The following is a 23,459-nucleotide window of genomic DNA, read 5'->3' as shown; positions in this document are numbered from 1 at the left end:
ATGGACAAGAACTACCACATCTTTTCGGACGGCCGCATCGAACGGAGCGAGGATACAGTTCGGCTAGAGACTGACGACGGTGAGAAGAAACACATCCCCGTCGAACACGCTGAGGCGATCTACCTGCACGGACAGATCGACTACAACACGCGGCTGATGTCGTTTCTCAATGAACATGGGGTCGCTGTCCACGTGTTCGGATGGAACGACCGATATGCGGGGTCGCTAATGCCCGAGCGTGGTCAGACGAGCGGTCGAACTGTCGTCGAACAGGTCCGGGCGTACGACGACCCTGAGCAGCGGCAGGCTCTCGCCGCGTCGTTCGTCCGTGGGAGTATCCATAATATGCGGATGAACGTCACGTACTACGACAGCCGGGACTATGAACTCGGGAACGTAATCGATGACCTAGACGAGGCAACTGCGCGTATCGACGACGCTGGCGATATCTCCGAGCTCATGGGCGTAGAAGCGACGGCCCGTCGAGCGTACTACCAGACCTTTGAGGCGGTTCTCCCCGACTCGTTTGCGTTCGATGGGCGAGACTACAACCCCCCACCGAATCCGGTGAACGCCCTCATCTCATTCGGAAATAGTCTAGTATACGCAAACTGCGTCTCAGCAATCCGTGCTACCGCGCTTGACCCAACCATTAGCTATCTTCACGAACCGGGTGAGCGACGATACTCGCTTTCGTTGGATATTGCCGATCTATTCAAACCTGTGCTGACGGACCGATTGCTGTTTAGGCTGGTCAACCGAAAGCAGATCGACCAATACGATTTCCGGGATGAGGTCAGCTCTTGTCTGCTTAACGAGGAAGGGCGAACGACGTTTTTGAAAGAGTTTGAACAGACACTTGAGCGTACAGTCGAGCATCCGACGCTGAACCGGAAGGTGAGCTATCAGTATCTGCTTCGTTTGGAGGCGTACAAGCTCAAGAAGCACCTGTTAACCGGCGAATCGTACGATTCGTTCAAGCGGTGGTGGTAGATGTACGTCATCGTCGTCTACGACATGGAGGCCGATAGGACTCACCTAATGCTCAAACTCTGTCGTCGATATCTTGTTCACGTCCAAAATTCAGTGCTTGAAGGGGAGATCTCGGAAGGTGATCTAGCGACATTGAAGGGGGAAATTGAAGATCTCCTACAGGAAGGGGAATCAGTAATGATCTACGAACTCTCCTCGGATCGGTTGTTGAACCGTACTGTATATGGGAACGACCCGACCGAAGATAGCCGCTTTCTCTAACTGATGTCAACCCCCCGGTGGTTTGAGGGGGATTGCAGGTCGACGGAAATAGTGAAGTGAATCCCGGAAGTTGAGGGTGTATGGTGGGCAAAATCACCATGGTTTCAGACGTACCCTCGTGGGGTTGAAGCGGGCGAAGAAATGGAGTCGATTATGAACCTGATCGAGTTTCAGACGTACCCTCGTGGGGTTGAAGCGGTCACTTGCGTAATCGGCTCGGCGTCCGCGTCGGACGCGTTTCAGACGTACCCTCGTGGGGTTGAAGCTGTGAGGCTACCCGTTATCGACAGGTCGCCCGTTGGTTTCAGACGTACCCTCGTGGGGTTGAAGCGACTTTGAGGCCGAGTGGGACGTGCGCCTGTTAGAACGGTTTCAGACGTACCCTCGTGGGGNGGTTTCAGACGTACCCTCGTGGGGTTGAAGCGACTTTGAGGCCGAGTGGGACGTGCGCCTGTTAGAACGGTTTCAGACGTACCCTCGTGGGGTTGAAGCGGATCGTGGATACCCATCGAGTCAACCATATCGCGTTTCAGACGTACCCTCGTGGGGTTGAAGCAGCCGTCCCGCGATGGACGAAGTCGAGCAGGACAGTTTCAGACGTACCCTCGTGGGGTTGAAGCCAGAGATGTGTTACTCGGGCCGCCGTCGTAGTCGTAGTTTCAGACGTACCCTCGTGGGGTTGAAGCGTATTCAGGCAGCGAACCAGCCTGTACAGCGTCAGTTTCAGACGTACCCTCGTGGGGTTGAAGCGACCCGACTTCAAGGTCGTCGTGGCGTCGTCCCATTTGTTTCAGACGTACCCTCGTGGGGTTGAAGCTCGATGGTGACTCGGAGGCCGTGGTCGGCTTCGGTGAGTTTCAGACGTACCCTCGTGGGGTTGAAGCTCGGAGAACTCAAACTCGTCAGCGTCGGGATCGGAGTTTCAGACGTACCCTCGTGGGGTTGAAGCCGCTCGGAGATGCAGGGCGTCGTTACCGTGGAGGACTCGTTTCAGACGTACCCTCGTGGGGTTGAAGCGGCAAATTGTCGAGCGTGATCGCACAGACCGGCGTCTGTTTCAGACGTACCCTCGTGGGGTTGAAGCTGATGTCGATGGATCCGCCGCCGGGCTGTGCGTATTGTTTCAGACGTACCCTCGTGGGGTTGAAGCCACTTTTGCCGTGGGGTTGGCGCGGCTTCTTACTCCCGTTTCAGACGTACCCTCGTGGGGTTGAAGCGTCTCGTCGCCGGCCTTACGATACCTGTGACAACACGTTTCAGACGTACCCTCGTGGGGTTGAAGCCGCGTCGTCGACCGCGTCGAGCGCGAGACTGCCGAGGTTTCAGACGTACCCTCGTGGGGTTGAAGCCGAGCAGCAGAGGACAACACGGGCAACAGCGTCACGTTTCAGACGTACCCTCGTGGGGTTGAAGCGTAGTGCGCCCAGAGGCGGGTGCCGCCGTCCGGCGCCGGTTTCAGACGTACCCTCGTGGGGTTGAAGCCGCAAGTACTCGCCCGAAGGCGACGCCGCTGGCTGTTTCAGACGTACCCTCGTGGGGTTGAAGCGAGGGGCCGCTTGAGGTGCGCGACATCTCCAGCGGTTTCAGACGTACCCTCGTGGGGTTGAAGCGAGCAGGACGAGCTCGACGATGTCGACGTCCCCGTTTCAGACGTACCCTCGTGGGGTTGAAGCGTATTCAGGTCAGCGAACCAGCCTGTACAGCGTCAGTTTCAGACGTACCCTCGTGGGGTTGAAGCGGGCTTCCACCCGGCGTCGTGTCCGTTGAGACACCGCGTTTCAGACGTACCCTCGTGGGGTTGAAGCGACCGGCCGTGCTCTCCACGGACGTCGTCGACACGCGTTTCAGACGTACCCTCGTGGGGTTGAAGCATCGAGGACCATCATGGCTGGGTCCGGGGATCCGAGTTTCAGACGTACCCTCGTGGGGTTGAAGCTGTGAGGCTACCCGTTATCGACAGGTCGCCCGTTGTGTTTCAGACGTACCCTCGTGGGGTTGAAGCCTGCCGGAGGTTGAGGTCGCCGGCGTTCGTGAGAGTGTTTCAGACGTACCCTCGTGGGGTTGAAGCTCCGGGAGCGCGTCGACGGCGGCCGACACATCGATAGTTTCAGACGTACCCTCGTGGGGTTGAAGCGACCGCGTGAGCATCGCCTCGACGTCGTCGGCACCTCGTTTCAGACGTACCCTCGTGGGGTTGAAGCGGAGTGATACCGGCCGAGGGCGTACCGCCCCGTGAGGTTTCAGACGTACCCTCGTGGGGTTGAAGCGGTCCGGGCGGCATTCAGGTCGGCGGAGACAGCGGCGTTTCAGACGTACCCTCGTGGGGTTGAAGCCGCGAGGTCTTCGAGGCTGTCCAGGGCGCCATGTCGGTTTCAGACGTACCCTCGTGGGGTTGAAGCGGTGAGTCGACGAGTACGGTCGGCCTTGCCGAGGGTTTCAGACGTACCCTCGTGGGGTTGAAGCCACGAGTCCGTGTTCTCGTACAGGCGTTCTACTGCTTGTTTCAGACGTACCCTCGTGGGGTTGAAGCTGCCGGTCGGGGGCTAAGACGAGACTGTGCCCGTTCGTTTCAGACGTACCCTCGTGGGGTTGAAGCCCGCGGTGCGTCATGCCGGCACCCCGCTCAGGTCGAGTTTCAGACGTACCCTCGTGGGGTTGAAGCGTCTTGAGGAACTCCTCGGTGAACTCGCCGGCGAACGGGTTTCAGACGTACCCTCGTGGGGTTGAAGCACCGAGCGCACGAGCTACACCGCGACCCACCGCGCGGTTTCAGACGTACCCTCGTGGGGTTGAAGCGCCCTTGAGGAAGCAATCGACGAGTACGGCGCCGGCGGTTTCAGACGTACCCTCGTGGGGTTGAAGCTGTAGCGGCGCGGCCGACTCTCCTTATCTCCACCTGTTTCAGACGTACCCTCGTGGGGTTGAAGCCCCGAACCCGAGACGCCAGCTGGCAACGACGGCGGTTTCAGACGTACCCTCGTGGGGTTGAAGCACGCGGCAGACGCACGTGAGCACGGCCGACGCCGTTGTTTCAGACGTACCCTCGTGGGGTTGAAGCCACGGCGGGTCGATCAACATCCCGACCGGAAGCGGTTTCAGACGTACCCTCGTGGGGTTGAAGCCTCAAGGGCGAACATCTGCTGCTGGACCCCGCCAGCGTTTCAGACGTACCCTCGTGGGGTTGAAGCGGCAGGTAAAGACGACGTCAGAGCCGAGCGAGGACTGGTTTCAGACGTACCCTCGTGGGGTTGAAGCGCCCCGGCGACCGCCTCGAACTCGATCTGTGCGGCGTTTCAGACGTACCCTCGTGGGGTTGAAGCCACCCGTGTCAGCGAGGTGGGCCGCGTCGTGGTACGGTTTCAGACGTACCCTCGTGGGGTTGAAGCCCGATGGAAGGGATTACCCACTCCACCTACTCGTGGTTTCAGACGTACCCTCGTGGGNCGGTTTCAGACGTACCCTCGTGGGGTTGAAGCCCGATGGAAGGGATTACCCACTCCACCTACTCGTGGTTTCAGACGTACCCTCGTGGGGTTGAAGCTCGTGGCCGGAGTTGCCAGACCTCTCCCCGCCTCCCGTTTCAGACGTACCCTCGTGGGGTTGAAGCGGCGCAACACCACTGGATGACACGGATAAATAACTGGTTTCAGACGTACCCTCGTGGGGTTGAAGCTCGACCGACTCCAGGTCCTCGGCGGTGACGTGGCCCGTTTCAGACGTACCCTCGTGGGGTTGAAGCGATGTCCGACGTCCCCATCTCTTGGTAGATCGCGTAGTTTCAGACGTACCCTCGTGGGGTTGAAGCGCGGACAGCCTCCTCGAGGCCGACGAGCTTCCGGAGGTTTCAGACGTACCCTCGTGGGGTTGAAGCAGGTCGCGGTACTCATTCCGCACGGCTTCGAGGTGGGTTTCAGACGTACCCTCGTGGGGTTGAAGCCGACCTCCAGCCGACGTCCTACGGGTGGGCGGACCTCGTTTCAGACGTACCCTCGTGGGGTTGAAGCAGATCACGAGTTCAGTCAGTCGTGGACTGAATACGAAGTTTCAGACGTACCCTCGTGGGGTTGAAGCTTCGAGGTCGTCGTACAACTCCCGCGGGAGCCACACGGTTTCAGACGTACCCTCGTGGGGTTGAAGCTCCGGACGGTAGTCGATACCGAGAGTGGGTAGCCGACAGTTTCAGACGTACCCTCGTGGGGTTGAAGCCCCGACGCGGCGTCCGACCGGGAGTGCGAGCAGCTCGTTTCAGACGTACCCTCGTGGGGTTGAAGCGAAGCGCCACTCGTAGTCGATCTGGTACTCCGTGTCGTTTCAGACGTACCCTCGTGGGGTTGAAGCGGCGAAGGGCCGACGCGGCCACGTCGGCCGCGCTTGTTTCAGACGTACCCTCGTGGGGTTGAAGCGGCGTCACGTCGCGGCCGGTCACGAAGTCCGCTGCGTTTCAGACGTACCCTCGTGGGGTTGAAGCGGCGAGCCACCAGCCGAGCGTGTCGGCGTCGATCGTCGTTTCAGACGTACCCTCGTGGGGTTGAAGCTACACCCATGGACGACGACACAGTCCTGAGCAACGCGTTTCAGACGTACCCTCGTGGGGTTGAAGCTGAGCCGGTGGGAGGGAGACGACGGATTTGTAAGTCGGTTTCAGACGTACCCTCGTGGGGTTGAAGCAATGAGTTCTGGGCGAATCTCGCGCGCGAACGTGGTTTCAGACGTACCCTCGTGGGGTTGAAGCGGTTCAAACCTGCTAAGTCCGGTCGCCTTGCCGAGCCGTTTCAGACGTACCCTCGTGGGGTTGAAGCAACCAGAAAGACGAACGGCAGCACGAAATTGAAAAGGTTTCAGACGTACCCTCGTGGGGTTGAAGCGTATCGACACGGCGGGTTGGGCGGCGACCGCGACGCGTTTCAGACGTACCCTCGTGGGGTTGAAGCACCGTCAGTTGTAGAGAATCGACACCCGTACCAGAGTTTCAGACGTACCCTCGTGGGGTTGAAGCGGATCGAGGACCCGCCGGTCAAAAACTGGGACGAGGTTTCAGACGTACCCTCGTGGGGTTGAACCGAGCAAGCTGTCGAGCTCTTCCCCATGTTCGATCCTGTCTCAGAAGAACCCTACATATCGAGATAGGGGCCGCAACCCCGAAACGTGGGACTACGAATGTTGGCCAACTGGAATGGGGTCCTGACATAGTATCGGTAGCTCTGTGAAGTTATTCTGACGTTCAATATCAGAAACATAGAATCGCTGTGTGAACATGTTCAATTGTGACTCAACGCCTATTCAATAGAACGGAACAACCAATCATCAGCCTCCACTCGGTGAGACCTCAAGTCCCTCAGTAGCTATATCTTCAACAGTAGCCTTCCATCCGCCGACAGAGACTTCTTTCCCGTCAATATCGACAAGCAACGCCGCCTTGACAGGGATAGAAACCTTGTAATCAGTATCGGCTGGTCCTTGTAGTTCATAATCAACAACAGTCCCCGTCCAAGCCCCACTCATTCTCGAACCAGTTTCATAGCCGACAATACGGACGTTCAAAGGCTCATTGTTATCAAAATCTGTTTTGAGATCGAGGATCGCTCGCCATGGGTCAAGGTATCGGCGTGGAAGGGAATGCGGTTCTTGAACAATACTGGACGAGGTCCAAATCTGCTCGTAGTACTGTTGGAACTGAAGGACTAAGTTCTGATTCGTGACGACGTGGTAAGACCGTTCGTCGCTTGTTGGCATGTCACCGCTGTATACAGAATATGAGCGATCAGCGGCAACAAACAGGTCTGACAACTTTCGGGATCGAACAAGTAAGTTGTCGGGGAACGCACCTTCTGTGACATTCGCGTCGAAATCAGAGGTTGTGACGACAAGTCGAACCGTAACGCCGCGGTTGAGGGCTTCAAGAATGTCGTCTTCGAATTCTGCGTATCGATCAGGCGTCAAGGAGAGCGCGAGCCACCACTCTGCAGTCTCAATCGCGCTGCGGATATGACGATTTGCTGACTCGTCGTGGCTCAATACCGTGACAGAGCCACCAGTAGCCTGTTCGCGTTGGTGGGTTGTCTCAAGTTGGCTAGAGACAGAGTCAATTACGTTTGAGAATTCACTGACATGACGTTCTTTGTAGGCATCGAGTGCGACGTCAGGTGGGGGGGCCCCGACTGTTTTCCCTCCACTCTTCTCGTGGACCTCAACAAGCCCCATCTCGCTGAGATCATCAATGACATCGTAGATTCGGGCCTGTGGCACACCTGATTTCTCGACGATCTTCGGCGGGCGCGCTTCGCCAAGTTCGACTACTGCGATATAGGTTCGAGACTGATATTCGTTGAGCCCGAGCTCCTGAAGCCGATCTGTGAGGTGCCCCACGTCGAGGCTGAATTCATCACTCATTACTCGCCACTCTGGGGTTCGGACTCGCCATGATCAGCCGATAGCGCGCCCGACTGATTACGATACTCACCCGGATCGACAGGTGGCGTTCGAATGGTATCTCCAGTCTCCATATCAAACAGGTGAACATGGTCAGACGGAAAGTTAAGTCCTACAGTTTCTCCTGGAGAGAGCTGTACTACGGTTGGGACGATACAAGTCAGCGTGCTGTTGACAAACTCGATCTGAACGAAGTTGTCGTTACCTTGATACTCGACATGGCGAACAGTTCCAGTCACGGCATCATTCGGTGGTTCGGCAAGTAACTCAAGATCTTCTGGGCGGATTCCGAGTTGGACCGACCGGTCAGTTGCCTGACCGTCGTCTGACAGACTGACGAGTTCCTGCTCATTGAGTAAACAAGTCACACCACCGGTACGGTGCTCGGTGTTCACGTTCAATAGATTCATCGATGGGCTCCCGAGGAAGGACGCAACGAACCGATTCGTTGGTCGAGCGTAAGTCGCTTCAGGTGTTCCCGTCTGCTGGAGCTCACCGTCGTTTAGAATAGCTAGTTCATCACCCATTGTCATCGCTTCTTTTTGATCATGTGTGACATATACAGTCGTGACACCGAGTTCCTGCTGGATATGCTGGAGCTCAGTCCGCATACGCGAGCGTAACTTCGCATCAAGGCTGGAGAGTGGTTCGTCGAGAAGGAACACATCTGGGTCACGGACGAGTGCTCTACCGAGGGCGACCCGCTGTTTCTGTCCGCCAGAGAGTTCCGATACCTCACGGTCGAGAAGTCCATCAATATCGAACATCTCGGCGATTTCACGCACTTTTGTAGTCCGTTCGTCCGCTGAGAGCGAACTTGAGTGCTTGAGCCCATAGCCGATGTTCTCCCGCACGTTCATCGTTCGGTAGAGCGCATAGTTCTGAAATACCATCGCGATCGAACGCTCACTCGGCGACTGGTGCGTGACGTCCTCACCACCAATGTATATCGAGCCTTCTGTCGGTTGCTCGAGGCCAGCGATCATTCGGAGCGTCGTTGACTTCCCACAGCCAGAGGGGCCAACGAGAACGAGCAACTCGTCATCGGCGCGTAGTGAGAGATCCGATACCGCAGTTTCGGAACCAAAGCGCTTCGTGACGTTTTCGAGCCGAAATTCAGTCATACATCCATCACCTTGCCGGTTGAGTCAAAACACATCAGTCTATCACGATCTAGGACGAATGAGGTGGACTCGCCTTCATGTACGCCTTCTGGGAGCGTTCGTAAGCGGGCTGTGAGCGTGAACCCTTCGCGGGACAACAGCAATTCGTAGGCCCGGCCGACCGGCTCAATGAGTTCAACATTGAAAGACACGGAGTTCGACCACCGTTCAACCCCGATCTGCTCTTCAGTCGACGGCTCACCGTCAACCGTCGCTGGGTAGATATGCTCTGGACGAACCCCAACCGTGGCTGCAACTTCTAGTGAACCAGCTGGGAGATCGATCCCAGCCTGGGTGACATTGTCTGGATCTAATATATTCATCGGTGGGTCGCCGATGAACGAGGCAACAAACTCGTTAGTGGGGTGTTCGTAGATTTCTTCAGGCGTGCCGATCTGCTCGATGTGCCCGTCGTTCATAACTGCAATCCTGTCTGCGATACTCATTGCCTCTTCTTGATCATGCGTGACATAGAGTGTCGTGATGTCAAGCCGCTGCTGGAGTTGCCGGAGCTCGGCCCGAGTCTCCACACGTAGTTTTGCGTCCAAATTGCTCAGCGGTTCGTCCATACACAGTAGATGTGGTTGCCGGACGAGCGCTCGGCCGACAGCAACGCGTTGTCGTTGTCCACCGCTGAGCTGTGCGGGCCGCGTTTCTAGGTGTTCATCCATTTCGAGTAATTCGGTAATTTCCTCGATCCGTTCGGTCGCAACTTCCTCTGAGATCCCAACCTTTCGCAGCGGGAACCGTAGATTTCCACGGACAGTCTTGTGTGGGTACAAAGCATAGCTTTGGAACACCATTGCGACATCTCGGCGCTGAGGTGCTTGTCGAGTCACCTCTTCGTCGTCGAAATGGACTGCTCCCTCAGTCGCGTGCTCGAGTCCGGCGATTGTTCGCAGCGTGGTGGTCTTGCCGCATCCAGACGGACCGAGCAAAACAAGCAGTTCGCCGTGTTGAATGGACAGATTCAGATCGGAGACTGCGACAACATCGTCGTACTCTTTTGTAAGTCTCTCAACGCTGACCGCGCCAGATGTCGACGGTTCCGAACCTGACGTAGATTCCGTCTCTGTTGTGGGTTGTTCCATTTTTATCCCTCCACCGCTCCCGCGGTTAGCCCTTCAACCATATACTTTTCGAGGTACAGAAACATCACAATAATCGGAAGCGTGGTAATAATTGATGCTGCCATAATCTCGCCCCAGACGTTCTGGAACGCACTGTCGAGCGTTTCGATACCAATAGGAAGCGTGTACAGCGGCTCTGACTGGAGGAAGACGCTCGCGAACAAGTACTCATTCCAGGCAATCTTGAATGAAAAGAGGAACGCGGCGACGAGCACCGGTAGACTCACTGGAACAATGACGCGTACGATCGTTTCGAGCCGAGAGTAACCGTCAATAAACGCCGCCTCCTCTATTTCCACGGGGAGCGATCGGAAGTAGTTCCAGAGGATATAGAGTGTCAGCGGGAGCGTCTTTACGGTGTACGTAATATAAAGACTCAGCCTAGTATCGACGAGTCCGAACTGAACCAGTAACTGGAATAATGGGATCACAAGCGTGATGGCCGCGAGCATATACACGACGATGATACCTCGGCGAATAGTGGTGCTTCCAGGATAGTCGATGCGCGTAAAGCTGTAAGCTCCGAGAATACTGACGACCAGCGCAATCACAGAAGTGATTAGTGCGACTGACAGACTGTTGAAAAAGTATGTCTGGACAGGGAATGTACCGCTCTCAAAAATAACGTCGTAGTGCTCGAGAGTTAATGATTCCGGGACTACACCGCGATCACGCGAGTACAATGCCTCATTAGGGGAGAGGCTCGTGATGAGCATCACATAAAATGGGGATAGTGAGAAAATGAGCGTTAATACAGTCGCAGCGTAGAATCCCAGTCGACCTAATAGCGACGATCGCCGATATCCATCACGCAGAACTCGAAAACTGTTAACTACACTCTCTCGGACCGTCATAGCTCGTCTTCCCCCACGAAGCGCATGTAGCCGGCTACCATGACCAATTGGAACAGAAACAGCATGACGGCAATCGCCGCACCGAGTCCTTGGTCGTAGGTTGAGAACGCCGACTTGTAGGCGTAAATCGGGAGTGTTTCAAGATTTCGGGTGAGCAACCAGACCGGCTCGAACGCGTTGAACTCCCAGACAAACCGCAGGAGTATCGCAATCAGGATCGTTCCTTTGAGCTCCGGCAGGATGATGTCTTTGAACTGTGCGACCCGACCAGCCCCGTCAATCGTCGCTGCTTCGTACATGCTCTGTGGGATCGCTTGTAATCGTGCGATAAACAGGAGGAACGCGAACGGGAAATTCCGCCACACGTCGAAGAGGATCGCCATCGGCAAGGCCTGCTCGCGGGATTGGAGTAGTCCGACTTCACTCTCGTAGAGACCAAGCCAAGCGAGAAGATCAGGGAGGTTCCCCCATAGCGGATCGAGCATGAACTGCCAAGCGAACGCGACGGCAATGATAGGAGTGACGTGCGGGAGAAGAACGAGGCCACGAGCCAGCCGTCGACCGCGGAACGTCCGATCAAACAGAATCGCGACACCGAGACCGACTGCGGTGGCAAGCAGTGTACTCCCCACCGTGAACACGACGGTGTTGATTGTCGCATCCCAGAATCGGGTACTGCCAATCAGTGCCTCATAGTTCTGGAAGCCAATCCAAGTCGGTGATTGGTCCGGATTGAGGGGGACCTCCGTGAATCCGAGATATAGATTGTATGCCAGCGGATATATAATGACCGCCCCGATAAGCAGTACCGACGGCAATACTAGCAGATACCCTAGCAAGGTCTCGCGTCGGCGTGGATCGATGTGCTCGATCCGATCTTTCACGAGTGTGGTAGTCGACATTCCCTATACTTCGTCCCGCATCGCCTCTGCCTGCTCTTGTGCGACGGTCTCGGGATCATCACCTTGGACCGCGACGCGGTTCACGGCCCCTTCGACGAGCGCCGCGCTCGCGATGTCACCGAATGCGGGAACCTGTGTCCCATCAACGAGATCAAACCGCTCCATGTTGTCCATTGCCGAGGTGAACTGTGAGATCGTGTCTCCCCATGCCGACAGGATTTCGTTGTTTTGGTACTCTTGAGTTTCCGTAACCGATTGTCTAGCTGGAACCATGCCACCGGGGGCCGCGTGCGCCCACGAGATGTAGGCCTCGCCGGAGGTCACATGCTCGACGAGACCTTCTGCGGACTCCCGTTTCGCGTCGGAGCTGTTAAAGATAGGATGACCGAGCACCTGCCCGTACGTCGACTGCCGTGAGTTTTCCATGTAGGAAGCGAATCCAGTGTCTTGAGCCATCTCTTCGCCGACGTTGTTCAGGATGTGCCGAAGAATATTCGTCGACCACAGCGTCATGTGGATCTCCTCGTTCTCGTAGAGCTGCCGGGTATCGTCAAAGGTGATTGCGCCGGGCGTATACTGGCTAAGATCTTGGACATACTCCAGTGTCTCGACGATCTCCGGTTCGTCGAAGACGACCTCCCCATCGGCGTTGACGACAAGTCCTCCGTTGGCACGGGCCATCTGGGTGAAACACTGGCGCGCGTACGCGTCCTGCTGGGTCCCGAACCCGATCCCATACGTACCGTTATCGGGGTCATGAAACGTCTCCGCGGCCTCAAGAATAGCGTCCCAAGTGAGCGGATCGTCGAGACCCTCCTCCTCGAACGCGCTCTGGCGGTACCAGACGCCCTGAACCCACGAGGTTGACGGGACCGCGTAGTACCCCCCGTCGGGATCGCTGACGAAATTGAGTGTCGCGTCACGAAAGTCGTCTTCTCCCAACTCTTCGACGACCGCGGTCGCACTTTCAGTTGACACGGCGCCGTCGTTGCCGAGACGCTGAATGTCTTGGACTGCCAACAGTGCCGCGTCGGGTAACGAATCGGACGAGATCGCGCTCTGGAGTTGGGTACCGATGTCGTTGTTGTCGACGAAGTTTGTCTCGACATCAACACTGGTGTCCTCTTCGAACGACTCGATCGTCGGTTCGATTACTGAGCGCCGGTCCTCAGAGTTGTGAATACTCCAGTACTCGATGGAGTTACCCCCCCCTCCGCTGCTCTCGCCACCCATACAGCCAGCAAGACCGCCGGCGAGCGCGGCGGCGCCTCCGAGTACGGTACGTCGGTCGAGCTGCGCGTTGTGGGACTCTCCCATATGTACTCTATTATTAATAATGAACTTAAATATTTGGGTGACAACTATTCTAAGTAGTTGTTCTAGTATGACTCAGATCCTCAATCGGATGCTACCGGCGGATCAAGGTTAATGCGGGGATACTCGGTTGCTGGCACCGATAGATCATCTAACCTGGATGCGAGTAGCTTTCGCAGTCGTCGTCTCTCTGCGGATGCCGACGAGGACACGTCATGATCTTGAGTGGGATCAACAGCTGTATCGAACAGCATCGTATCGTCCTGACGAGAGATACTTGGCACCTCGTAGCACCACACAGGAGACTCCGCATACGGAAGTTTCGACACTGTCAGATCTTCAGGCGGGTCAGGGGGATGGAAAACGGCACGCGGGTTCAGCTGGTAGGTTGAGTTGACAGTGGCCGGCCGCGTCTCGTCGCACTGGCGATGGTATGTATACCGGCCGTCGGTGACGTTGATATCGGATCCCCAGATGCCGTACAAGGCGGCGTCGCGAATCGAAACCGCGTCTCCCTCAAGTAACGGTATCACCGACCGGCCGTGCGGTCCGTCCGTCTCACCACCAAGTAGCGACGCGATTGTTGGGTGTAGATCCACTGCGCTCGTAAGCGCGTCGACACGGTCAACTGTCTCGCTGTACGCAGGGTGCCAAATAAGCAACGGCGTGTGTGCCAAGGTATCGTACAGCGGTCCGTCGGCCTTCCCGAGCCATCCGTGATCACCCAGCGAGAACCCATGATCGGCGGTCACAATCACGACCGTATCCGACCATGCGTCAATAGCGTCGAGTCGGTCACAGAGTCGCCCGAACCACTCGTCGACCATCGTGACCTTGCCAGCAAACTGCGCCTTGACGAACGCGAGTGATTGATCGTCAATGGCTGCCTGGCCGGCATCTAGGCGACCCCAGCGTGGCCACACCGGGAGCTCCGGGTTGTGAGGATCCGCATCGGTGTACATCGATGCGTACGGCTCTGGGCAGTGGAACGGCTCGTGAACGTCAAAGCTATCGACGAAACAGAACCAGTCGTCCCAACATTGGTTGTCTTCAATCCACTCTGCCGTCCGAGAGAACACTTTCGGTGCAAAAAAGTCCGACTCGACTTCTGGATCAAAATTAGCGACGTTCCGAGCGTACTGTGCTCGGTGCATGTAGGACAGTTCGTCAGGATCGCTCGCCTGAATCTGGGAGGCAAACGACGCGTCGATTTCTCTGGGTGCTGTTCGCCACGCGTCATGCTCATGTCCGCGGACGAACTCGAACCCGCTGAAATCCTCGTAGTACCCCGAAGCCCCGTGCTGGAAGTAGTGGTAATGATCTGTCACGAGGCCCGCTACCGTCCCAGTAGAGCGGGCGATTCGGGGGAGAGTATCATCAAACGGCTCGATTGGGCCCCATCCGCGCCACGGAAATTCACGGGTGCCCGTAAGCCACTCTCGACGCGCCGGCATACAGAACAGACTACCCGCATAATGAGTGTCAAACACCGTCCCGCGATCGGCGAAGTGATCGAGATTCGGGGTTTCTACGGCGTAGTCGTAGCCGAACGGCCGATCACGATAAGCCGAAAGGAAGTCCCAACGGAGACTGTCAATCGAAATGAACAGCACGTTCACTCCGGGTCACCCTGTTTCAGCGTATTGATGAATTTCTCACAATCGGCGCCGTCGATAGGAGTCCCGTTAACGACGAGAAACGTGGACCGATAACATCGTCCACATCGGTCGAGACAGGTAGAACCACGGATATCTATATCGGTGTGTTCCAAGGCTACGCGTTGTTGTGGGGAGATGTTGGCGAGGCAGTACTCAACGTATAGGGACTGATCGTCAACGTCAGGAAAGTGGCGCACAGTCATGTTCGGAACCTCTCCGAGGTGAGTTGTTGATGATAGAGCGCGAATGACCCGTCGTCACGGGCCATCTCGAAGTATACATCCCAGCCATTGTCAGTTAGTAACACATCCATGTATCGGCACGTGGCGAAAGTCTGTGGTGCGAGTCGGTTATTTGCCGTCGGAGCCGAGATGATTGGACCCTGTGGGGAAGTGTCCTCGCACGTACGGAGATCTGGCGAGATTGCAAGTCCGGTTCGGAGATTCCACGTACTGCCATAATCCGTTCGCCCGGACCCATCATAGAAGACGTACCAGACAGGCGCGTCAGGTGCCGGCACGACACAGGAGATCCGGGTCCGTTCGTCATGCCAGAACTGACTGTTTAGGACAGGCTCATCTCGACGCGACCAGGTATCACCGTCGATGCTCGTCGCGAGGTGTGCCCTCGTACTATGACCGTCGCTCCCCGCATAGAACATATAGTACTTTCCACCTGTTGTGACGACGTACGGGTCTTTGACCGTCGAACGGTCCGTATGATCGTCCTCAGGTCTGAGGACATCGCGAGCAGTTGCCGGGTCAAACGCTGCTAGTTCGTCAACATCAGCGAGTTTTTGGATATGCCAGCAGTTTCGGTGTGCGTCAACCGGCAGGTAGAGTTTGAATTTTCCCGAGTCAGGGTCGGTCGTCAACGCAGGGCGCTCAATACTTGTGACACCGAGCTCCGCTGCGGTAATGCGAACCCGCTCAGTATATGTCTCAATGCCATCGCGTTCATAGATCACAATCGTATGTCCTCGCTCGTCGGGATTTCGTTCACGAACAGCGAGGAACGTCCGTCCCTTATGACGGTGGACGCACGGCGCACCGACCCAGTTTCCCTCTCCACGCTCGGGTGGTTCCATGATCATCGTGGTGGCATTCGCATCCAAAGGCGGCGGTGGGGCAAAGTTTCCCATAGTTAACGATTATATTCAATCCAAATATAGATTTTGTACCACTACTTTAAGTTGTTGTTTTGAAACACACAGACTAGTGAGTCATCGATCTCTATTTCACTAAATCAGCCCTATTTATAATAATAGAAGGCAGCCTATCCGTTGAATCGTAGTTGCGACAGCTGAGCCGATGGCCTGTCTGGTTTTATATGGTAGACGAATGATATAGTGTGAATTTCCGTGATAGCGCGCTTATTAAGATACAATTCTCGGTTCTAGAGAATACAACTACTGAGAGTGGAGGTACACAAAAGATTATATATTAGCTTTCGTTGGTTATAGATACGGATGTATATCGCACTGCGTCGCAGCCTCCTGATCGTCGTGATCAAAACGAGAACCGCTGTCGGAGGGCACACGCATGCCAACTAACATCTCTCTTATCGACGGGTACACACTGCTTCAAACGACACGATCTGGTGTTAGACCGACACATGGTGGGCTCTACCGTCGGGATACACGGTTCCTCACTGGGATTGATGTAACTATTGACAACAACTCTTTCAGCGCCATCGGGGACGATCTACTCGCACCGAACCATCACCTAGTTCGTCTTGCTGACGGATTCTCAACCGTCAACGAAATCTCTGACTCCGGCGAAGACAAACGAACCTCAGTGATTCTGGAACGCGATCGACGTGTCGCCCGTGATGGGCGGTTCAGCGAAGTAATTTCGGTCACCAACCACTCAACTAATCCGGTCAGCAAATATATTTGCCTAGAATTCGACGCTGATTTTGCAGACCTGTTCGAAGTCCGCGGCGTCAACGCTGGGATTGATCGCGATATCGAGACAACACTTGAGAGTGACTGTATCACTTACGCGTATGATTACGAAACTCCTAGTGGAACACCCGTTCAGTACGAGACTACGATTTCGTTTGATCCCGTTCCTGACGACCTCGCAAGGGGACGTGTAGACTTCCAATTCGACCTTTTGGAGCAAGAGACAGGCACCGTCCGAATGAATGTCAAAACATCTATTGATACTACCCCAAGCTCACGCTTAGCAACGACCTCACTCCCGGACATTCCAGTAATCGAGACCGAGACAGAAACGTATTCTGAGACATTCGAGCAGGCCGCCGCTGATCTTGAGGCACTTACGGCTCACTCCTCACATGGTCCTGTCTTGCTGGCCGGCGCACCATGGTTTGCCACCGTCTTTGGCCGAGACTCTCTGTTAACGGCATTTCAACTTCTTCCTGTCGTACCTGAAATCGCGGTAGGGACTCTATCATATCTTGCTGACTACCAGGCGACCAGCTACGACCCTGCCCACCGTGCGGAGCCTGGGAAGATATTCCACGAGATCAGACACGGCGAACTTGCTCGCCGCGGTGAAATTAACTACGACCCCTTCTACGGCACGATCGACGCAACCGCACTGTGGATTATTCTGTTGGATGAGACAGTCCGATGGACCGGGGATGAAAAACTTGTTGAGCAGTCCGCTTCGAACCTTGACACCGCGCTTGAATGGGTGACCAATGCGATGGATGCTGTCGCCGACGATCCGTTCGTATACTACGATACGACAGATGACAGCCGACTCGTTCACACTGCGTGGAAGGACTCAGATATGAGCGTTCAATACGCTGATGGTACAGAAGCTACACCACCGCTTGCCAGTGCTGAAGTCCAGGGGTACACGTACGATGCGCTCACCAGAGGTGTCCACCTGCTCAGTACTGTCCTAGACGAGCCTAATAGGGCAGACGCCCTCGAGTCACGCGCGAACCAGATCTACAAGCAATTCAATAGAAAATTCTGGCTTCCCGGACGCTCCTACTACGCTGCGGCGCTGACTGGCGATGGCCAGCGAGTGGACGCGTACACGTCAAATGTCGGACAGTGTCTTTGGTCTGGGATTATCGATCCTGATCGAACTGATACTATCGTAGATCAATTGTTCTCTGATAAATTGTACTCGGGGTGGGGTATTCGATCAATGTCGACCGCTGACGACGGATATAGTCCTGTTTCCTACCATATTGGGAGCGTCTGGCCTCACGATAATTCCCTCATCGCACTCGGTCTCGCACGGTACGGTTACGATGATCGTGTCGAGCAACTCTCAAAAAGTATTCTCGATGCTGCAAGCAACCACACGGATAATCGTATACCGGAGGTATTCTGTGGGTTTTCAGACCAAACCAAACCGATCAGCTATCCAGAATCATGCGAACCACAAGCATGGGGCGCAGGAACCCCATACGCTTTGGTCCGTGCTCTTTCCGGTGTCAACCCGCCTGATTCCGATGTTTCTCAGAATTCTAGTGACGAGTCTGGATTTATTTCTGCCGCTGTCGAATGGTTCGCAGCTCAGTAAGTGAGTGACATGATATCGATCGTATCAGGTCAATATAGCTGGAAACTGGCAGAGGCCTTCGGTGTTTCTACCGTGCTTACTGAGCGTGCTGCCTCGTATGACGGCGCAGGCGACCAGTTTTGGACACTAAATTACCAACTTCTCGCATGTACTGGTCTCTACTGTGTCGCCACCCCATGGTATAAGAAGCGGCTCCAGACAGAACGGGGCGATGATCTTGTAGCCTTTGCTTACCGGATGTTGAGCACAACTGCCACCCAGGTAGTGCGTAGCTTGCGTGCTACCAATCCATACATAGCCCGCCGACCGACACTCCACGACCACGAACACAAATGACTGACCGCTACGACATGAACCCGACCGTAATGCTCCCGCCGAAGCCAGATCGACGGTGGACTATTGCTAAGCAACTCGGCATTAACACTGCTGTCGTCCGTTTTTGGGGAGTCAACAACTGGTGGGAGTACGGCACGCTCCAGCGCACTGTCACCCGCTTCGCCGACCACGGCTTCTCGCTGGACGTGGTCGAGGACCGCCCCCCGATGGAGAAGACCGTCCTCGGGGAGGAGGGCCGCGACAAAGAGATCGAGACGGTCAAGACGCTAATCGAGAACATGGGCCGACTCGGGATCGACACCTACTGCTGGGTGTGGACCGAGAATCCACTCGGCGTGGTCCGAACCTCGGATTCACTGCCAGGCCGCGGCGACTCCCAGCGGATCGGCTACGACCACCAGTGGACAGAACGCGCGCCGGACCACGAGGCTGCTGGAATCACCAAGTCAGAACTGTGGGAGAATCTGGAGTACTTTCTTGACGCGATCGTCCCTGTCGCGGAGGAGTACGGAGTCAAGCTCGCGCTCCATCCTGACGACCCACCCACCTCACCAGTGCGGGGCGTTCCGCGGATCGTACAGTCATACGACGACTACCGCCGAATCCTTGACCTCCACGACAGCGAGAATCACGGCGTTACCTTCTGTCAGGGGAATTTCTCGGCGATGGAGGGCGACACAATCGAGGCCATCCGCGAATTTAGCGACCGGATCCACTTCGTCCACTTCCGCGACGTCGAAGGCAACGAGCGCAGTTTCGTGGAGACGTGGCACGACGAGGGACCGACCAATATGAAGGCCGCCATCGAGGCGTATCGAGAGATCGGTTTCGACGGACCGATCCGGCCCGACCACGTCCCACGGATGGTCGGCGAACAGGACCGCGAGGACGCTATGGCCGGCTATACCGACATGGGCCGGCTGTTTGCGATCGGCTACATCAAAGGTCTACTGGAAAAATTCGGCTGACAAGCACGGAGACCACACAAAGCATGACAATCGATACGATAGCGGTGACCGGCGGCAACGGCAAGATCGGCGAAGCGATCCTTGACCATCTGAGCGACCACGACTACGAGACGGTCAATGTCGCGCGTGGTAAGCAACGAGAAGATGTCTCGGACCGGTACGTCACTACGGATCTGCTGGACGCGGGAGACACGTACGGTGCGCTCGCGAAGTACGGCGCCGACGCCGTGATCCACATGGGGACGATCCCGAACCCGTACAGTAACCCAGACTTTCGCGTCTACGAGAGCAACGTTCTCTCAGCGGTACACGTCTTGGAGGCGGCCGATGAACTCGGCTTGGAGTCGGTGTGTCTCGCGTCGAGCATCAACGCACTCGGTAGTGAACACCAGGAGCGACCCGCAGACGTTCGCTATATCCCGGTCGACGAAAGTCACCCGCGAACGCCGGACGATTCGTACGGAATCGCGAAACACGCCATGGAAGTGACGGCCGACGGCTTCGGACGACGGCCCTCATGTGACCTGACAATCTCGTCGCTACGGTACCCGTGGGTGATGACCGACGCAGAGATGCGCGAGGCATTTATCGAAGTCGATCGGTCGCTTGATGTACTCAGCAATGTACACCCTGCTACCGGCCGCGACGTGCTCTTTTCGTACCTCGCGATGGCGGACGCGACGTCGATAGCGCGGAAAGCCGTTGAAGCTGACTTCGAAGGGCACGAATTGTTCTGGGCAGTCGCAGGGGACACGACTGCCGATGAGCCAACGAGCGCGTTGATCGAAGAGTTCTATCCGGGTGTAACCATTCATGAACCGCCCGAGGACCACGAGACGCTCTTCGACCTTTCGAAGGCCGAGTCGCTACTCGGGTGGGAGCCGACGCAGACCTGGCGAGGGTTGTAGTCGCATGATCGATGAGTTGGAACACGGCCTTGCGGTCATTGGGTCTTACACCGAGTCCGGCGAAGCCGGGCTCACTTCGTACCAACTCGAAGGCAACTCGATCGAACGACTCGATGTAGCCGACGAGCCTAATCCGTCGTTCCTTGATGTTCACCCGTCCGAGCCACTCATCGTGGCTGTAAACGAGTGCGAATCGGGAGAGGCGGTCTCCTACGAGGTAGACTCTACGAACGGTCAGTTCACCCGGCTTGACCGGACAGAGACGGGCGATGCTGGCCCCTGTCACGTCGAGGTCGGTCCGTACGGCAAGTACGCGATCGTTGCTCACTACGCGGGTGGCTCCGTGGCCCTGCTGTCTCTGAGGACAGACGGAGCCCTCGACGGGCCGCTAGACCTACGGCGTCACGAGGGGGGCGGTCCGAAAAATGACCGACAGGCTTCACCGCACCCTCATTCGGCTCAGTTTGTAACCGACTCGCTCGTCTACGTACCTGATCTCGGCGCTGACCGGGTCGCAGTATACGAACTTGACCGAGATACTGACCGGCTCCGTCCGCTCCCGGACGCGGCGGTCAGCTGCCGGCCGGGGTCAGGCCCGCGTCACTTCACAGTACCCCCGACAGCTCCGGTCGGATACCTCGTGAACGAACTCAACGCGACGCTCTCGGTTATTGACCTTGCTGACCCTCACCGGCCGACAATTGTGGAAACCCTATCCACACTCCCAGACGGCGTCGAGTCAACTGATACCCTTGCCGCTGACGTACACGTCCACCCATCCGTAGAGTACCTGTTCGCCTCGAATCGTGGCCACGATTCTCTCGCCACGTTCCGGATCTGCGCGTCCCCGGAAGAAATGGTCCGTGAAGCGGTCACGCCGACCGGCGGCCGATGGCCCCGGAACTTCGCAATTCATCCGGACAGCGAACGCATTTTCGTCTGCCATCAACACAGCAACGACGTGACACTATGTGCGTTTGACGTTGTAACTGGAGAACTATATTCAAAAGAATCTCTGACAAAAATAGGCTCTCCAACATGTTTGCGATTCATTTGAGAGCCACTCTATCACCTAACTAAGTTCCAACTGATCTCAAAAATACGTCGAGAAGGAAGTGGTTCTCGTGAGGCCGTGTAAACCCGTACTGGTATAAATAAAATAGGCCTACACGAGAACACGACAAAGGTTGAGCCGTGCGAGTCATAACACACACCCGGATATCGAGAACTGGCCGAGACACCTGACGGTAGTTCGACGAGTCGGCGGAGTACGCGGGCAGCGAGCAGCCCTACGCGGTACTGTTCAACACGGACTAGGATGCGATAAGTTTGGATGTAAACGGTGGCCTCGAGCTACAAGCCGATGGTGAGCAGGCAACTGCGTCGCAGAAGCAGTTCGTGGAGATTGGGACAGCGCTGGAGGGCGGTGATCGCGATAAGTGAGAGGTTCAAAGCGACGGAATGGGCCTACTGGTGGTGCGACCCGTCATGGACTGAGACGAAGGAACTCTCGAATCTCTTCGAGTGTGACAACGATTAAGACGAGTTGGAGAATCTCCTAATAGAATCCCAAACTCAAAAATAGTCTATCCAACCTTTTTGTCTGATCAAATAGATGTCGGGTATATGAGTACCGGTGCTAAGAGCGCGACACACGCCCGCAACGCTATCCGATACGCAGCGGTAGCGGTTGTTATACTGGCGGCTTGGAACTTTTTTGCTCCATTCGTCGGGGCACCATCGTGGGCGCCATACCTAGATGTTCTACCAGTGATTGTCGGTCAGACGGAGGCAGATAGGTTCGTAAACGCCACTCACATCGTCGTACTCGTTGTCGGTGCCATAGTGGTGATGAGGGTATAGAAAGTTAGTTTCACTCATGCTGTTGATAATCTCAATCGGCCCAGACGCTCTTGATGTTCTTCAGGTGGTTTTGCCATTCTTTGGTGGTCTAGCAGCGGTCCTATTGGGTATGGTTCTACGCGTTTACCGTACTAACTCCCAGAGAAGACGTGAAATCCTGAACACAATCGACCTTACCAGCAAATACGCAGAGGGATCACTGACCGAACTGAGATCGGAAGAAAACAGGAAGAAAGTGGCAGAACGTGTTGAAGAGGTGTACGTCGAGTATGATTATTTACTGACCTCGCTTGGATCACACGAAATTGAGGGAATAATATTCAGCTTAGATAGGTACGAGAACCCAGATGAGATGACCAAGATCTGGAAGGAGATCGGACTTGATTTTGAGATCGACTCGACGAGTCGGACTCGTCTTGAGCTCTGGAATGAGGGACCTGACAGAGACAGCTACAAGCTGGTAAGAGACGTAACTATTCGAGGTGCTATGAAACGGTTCTTTGGGTTTGACGAAGCCTACGAGGAGAGGTCTGAAGTAAACTATGAAGACCTCAAATAAACAGAATTCAACTCTGGTTATGATCAACAGTGAAAAGAGATAGCCTGCGTTTGAGAAGTAATCAGTGAGATGGCGTTTTTCAGGCGGTCACTTCTTGTTAGATGGCATCATTCCTTGGGATATGAGTGACTTGGACATCCCTAGTGGGCCAAAAACACCGGGCGCAATCAGGCGAATAGCAGTTATCGCGATCGTGTCTGTAGTTTTGATTATTTTTGGAAGCGTGATTGGTGTCCCATTTGTTGATACGATAGGGGAGTTCGCACTTGAACACCTACTTCTGATGGGTTCGATTGTGGGATTCGTACTGTTACTAATCGCAGTTAAGAACCGAGTCTCGGAAGTTCAATCGTAACCGTTCTTTAGCTACAACGTACAGACGCTCTTGGGAAGCAGGTTGTTGGTCAGGTAGAGCTGGCGCTGTGAAAGCGTAGCGGGCAAGGGGGACGCGGCAGCGTCACCCGAATGTAATGTTCCCATTTGAATTGCTTAGCTCAGAGGCGAGCGCCGCGAACCTGCTGTAGTACCTAGCGTAACTTTTGAAGATAGTCACCGAGGTGATCATCGATCCAAGAGGCTGCGAAACTAATCTGAGCTGTAAGCTTCTCA

General features: G+C 55.7%; 18 protein-coding genes and 1 CRISPR repeat array. Of the genes, 9 read left to right on the top strand and 9 right to left on the bottom strand.

Annotation, left to right across the window (positions count from 1 at the left end; translation table 11 throughout):
- A complete protein-coding gene (gene cas1b, locus C463_RS13785; protein WP_008444860.1) occupies nucleotides 1–993 on the top strand; it encodes a type I-B CRISPR-associated endonuclease Cas1b in 993 nt (330 codons plus the stop codon).
- On the top strand, nucleotides 994–1,254 hold the full coding sequence (cas2, locus tag C463_RS13780) for a CRISPR-associated endonuclease Cas2 (RefSeq protein WP_008444858.1): 261 nt from the start codon (nucleotides 994–996) through the stop codon (nucleotides 1,252–1,254).
- A 101-nt stretch (nucleotides 1,255–1,355) separates the two neighbouring features.
- Nucleotides 1,356–6,315: direct repeats of the CRISPR family, unit length 30 nt; unit sequence GTTTCAGACGTACCCTCGTGGGGTTGAAGC.
- A gap of 243 nt (nucleotides 6,316–6,558) precedes the next feature.
- Here the strand turns inward: cas2 and C463_RS18050 are convergent.
- The 9 genes from C463_RS18050 to C463_RS18820 all read right to left on the bottom strand — a co-directional run bounded on the left by C463_RS18050 (nucleotide 6,559) and on the right by C463_RS18820 (nucleotide 15,845).
- Nucleotides 6,559–7,644 carry a TrmB family transcriptional regulator gene (locus tag C463_RS18050; RefSeq protein ID WP_008444853.1) on the bottom strand — a complete coding sequence of 362 codons (1,086 nt, stop codon included), beginning with the start codon at nucleotides 7,642–7,644 and terminating at the stop codon, nucleotides 6,559–6,561.
- Nucleotides 7,644–8,807 carry an ABC transporter ATP-binding protein gene (locus C463_RS13775; protein WP_049905945.1) on the bottom strand — a complete coding sequence of 388 codons (1,164 nt, stop codon included), beginning with the start codon at nucleotides 8,805–8,807 and terminating at the stop codon, nucleotides 7,644–7,646. The genes C463_RS18050 and C463_RS13775 overlap by 1 nt, the downstream gene beginning before the upstream one ends.
- Entirely contained in the window at nucleotides 8,804–9,937 is a 1,134-nt protein-coding gene (locus tag C463_RS13770) for an ABC transporter ATP-binding protein (protein WP_049905943.1), read from the bottom strand. The genes C463_RS13775 and C463_RS13770 overlap by 4 nt, the downstream gene beginning before the upstream one ends.
- Before the next feature lie 2 nt (nucleotides 9,938–9,939).
- Complete coding sequence (locus C463_RS13765; RefSeq protein ID WP_008444850.1) at nucleotides 9,940–10,692, bottom strand: carbohydrate ABC transporter permease; 753 nt, start codon at nucleotides 10,690–10,692, stop codon at nucleotides 9,940–9,942.
- Nucleotides 10,693–10,826: 134 nt separating this feature from the next.
- Nucleotides 10,827–11,714 carry a carbohydrate ABC transporter permease gene (locus C463_RS13760; protein ID WP_239638913.1) on the bottom strand — a complete coding sequence of 296 codons (888 nt, stop codon included), beginning with the start codon at nucleotides 11,712–11,714 and terminating at the stop codon, nucleotides 10,827–10,829.
- A gap of 21 nt (nucleotides 11,715–11,735) precedes the next feature.
- Nucleotides 11,736–12,965 (bottom strand): ABC transporter substrate-binding protein, encoded by a 1,230-nt coding sequence (locus C463_RS13755; protein WP_008444846.1) that lies wholly within the window; start codon nucleotides 12,963–12,965, stop codon nucleotides 11,736–11,738.
- Nucleotides 12,966–13,129: 164 nt separating this feature from the next.
- Nucleotides 13,130–14,665 (bottom strand): sulfatase, encoded by a 1,536-nt coding sequence (locus C463_RS13750; RefSeq protein ID WP_008444844.1) that lies wholly within the window; start codon nucleotides 14,663–14,665, stop codon nucleotides 13,130–13,132.
- Complete coding sequence (locus C463_RS20220; RefSeq protein WP_080510853.1) at nucleotides 14,662–14,907, bottom strand: DUF1450 domain-containing protein; 246 nt, start codon at nucleotides 14,905–14,907, stop codon at nucleotides 14,662–14,664. Before C463_RS20220 ends, C463_RS13750 begins: the two co-directional genes overlap by 4 nt.
- Nucleotides 14,904–15,845, bottom strand: coding sequence for a hypothetical protein (locus tag C463_RS18820; protein WP_008444843.1), 942 nt, complete (start codon nucleotides 15,843–15,845; stop codon nucleotides 14,904–14,906). Before C463_RS18820 ends, C463_RS20220 begins: the two co-directional genes overlap by 4 nt.
- A gap of 400 nt (nucleotides 15,846–16,245) precedes the next feature.
- Here C463_RS18820 and C463_RS18040 point away from each other — a divergent pair, with 400 nt between their 5' ends.
- The 7 genes from C463_RS18040 (at nucleotide 16,246) to C463_RS18810 (ending at nucleotide 23,205) form a co-directional block, all read left to right on the top strand.
- A complete protein-coding gene (locus C463_RS18040) occupies nucleotides 16,246–18,216 on the top strand; it encodes an amylo-alpha-1,6-glucosidase (protein WP_080510852.1) in 1,971 nt (656 codons plus the stop codon).
- Between the two features lie 350 nt (nucleotides 18,217–18,566).
- Complete coding sequence (locus C463_RS13745; RefSeq protein WP_193365872.1) at nucleotides 18,567–19,520, top strand: mannonate dehydratase; 954 nt, start codon at nucleotides 18,567–18,569, stop codon at nucleotides 19,518–19,520.
- A gap of 44 nt (nucleotides 19,521–19,564) precedes the next feature.
- Nucleotides 19,565–20,428 (top strand): NAD-dependent epimerase/dehydratase family protein, encoded by an 864-nt coding sequence (locus C463_RS13740; protein ID WP_239638912.1) that lies wholly within the window; start codon nucleotides 19,565–19,567, stop codon nucleotides 20,426–20,428.
- Nucleotides 20,429–20,432: 4 nt separating this feature from the next.
- Nucleotides 20,433–21,485 carry a lactonase family protein gene (locus C463_RS18035; protein WP_160163107.1) on the top strand — a complete coding sequence of 351 codons (1,053 nt, stop codon included), beginning with the start codon at nucleotides 20,433–20,435 and terminating at the stop codon, nucleotides 21,483–21,485.
- A 569-nt stretch (nucleotides 21,486–22,054) separates the two neighbouring features.
- Nucleotides 22,055–22,291 (top strand): hypothetical protein, encoded by a 237-nt coding sequence (locus C463_RS18815; protein ID WP_137695252.1) that lies wholly within the window; start codon nucleotides 22,055–22,057, stop codon nucleotides 22,289–22,291.
- Between the two features lie 16 nt (nucleotides 22,292–22,307).
- Nucleotides 22,308–22,850, top strand: a complete 543-nt coding sequence (locus tag C463_RS13735; protein WP_008444838.1) for a hypothetical protein — start codon at nucleotides 22,308–22,310, stop codon at nucleotides 22,848–22,850.
- 121 nt (nucleotides 22,851–22,971) lie between these two features.
- On the top strand, nucleotides 22,972–23,205 hold the full coding sequence (locus tag C463_RS18810) for a hypothetical protein (RefSeq protein WP_152422422.1): 234 nt from the start codon (nucleotides 22,972–22,974) through the stop codon (nucleotides 23,203–23,205).
- The last annotated feature ends 254 nt before the right edge of the window (nucleotides 23,206–23,459 follow it).

This window comes from Halorubrum californiense DSM 19288 (genome assembly GCF_000336875.1).
Classification (GTDB): domain Archaea; phylum Halobacteriota; class Halobacteria; order Halobacteriales; family Haloferacaceae; genus Halorubrum; species Halorubrum californiense.
The sequence above is the reverse complement of the archived record's forward strand: the minus strand, read 5'-3'. Positions and strand labels throughout refer to the sequence as shown.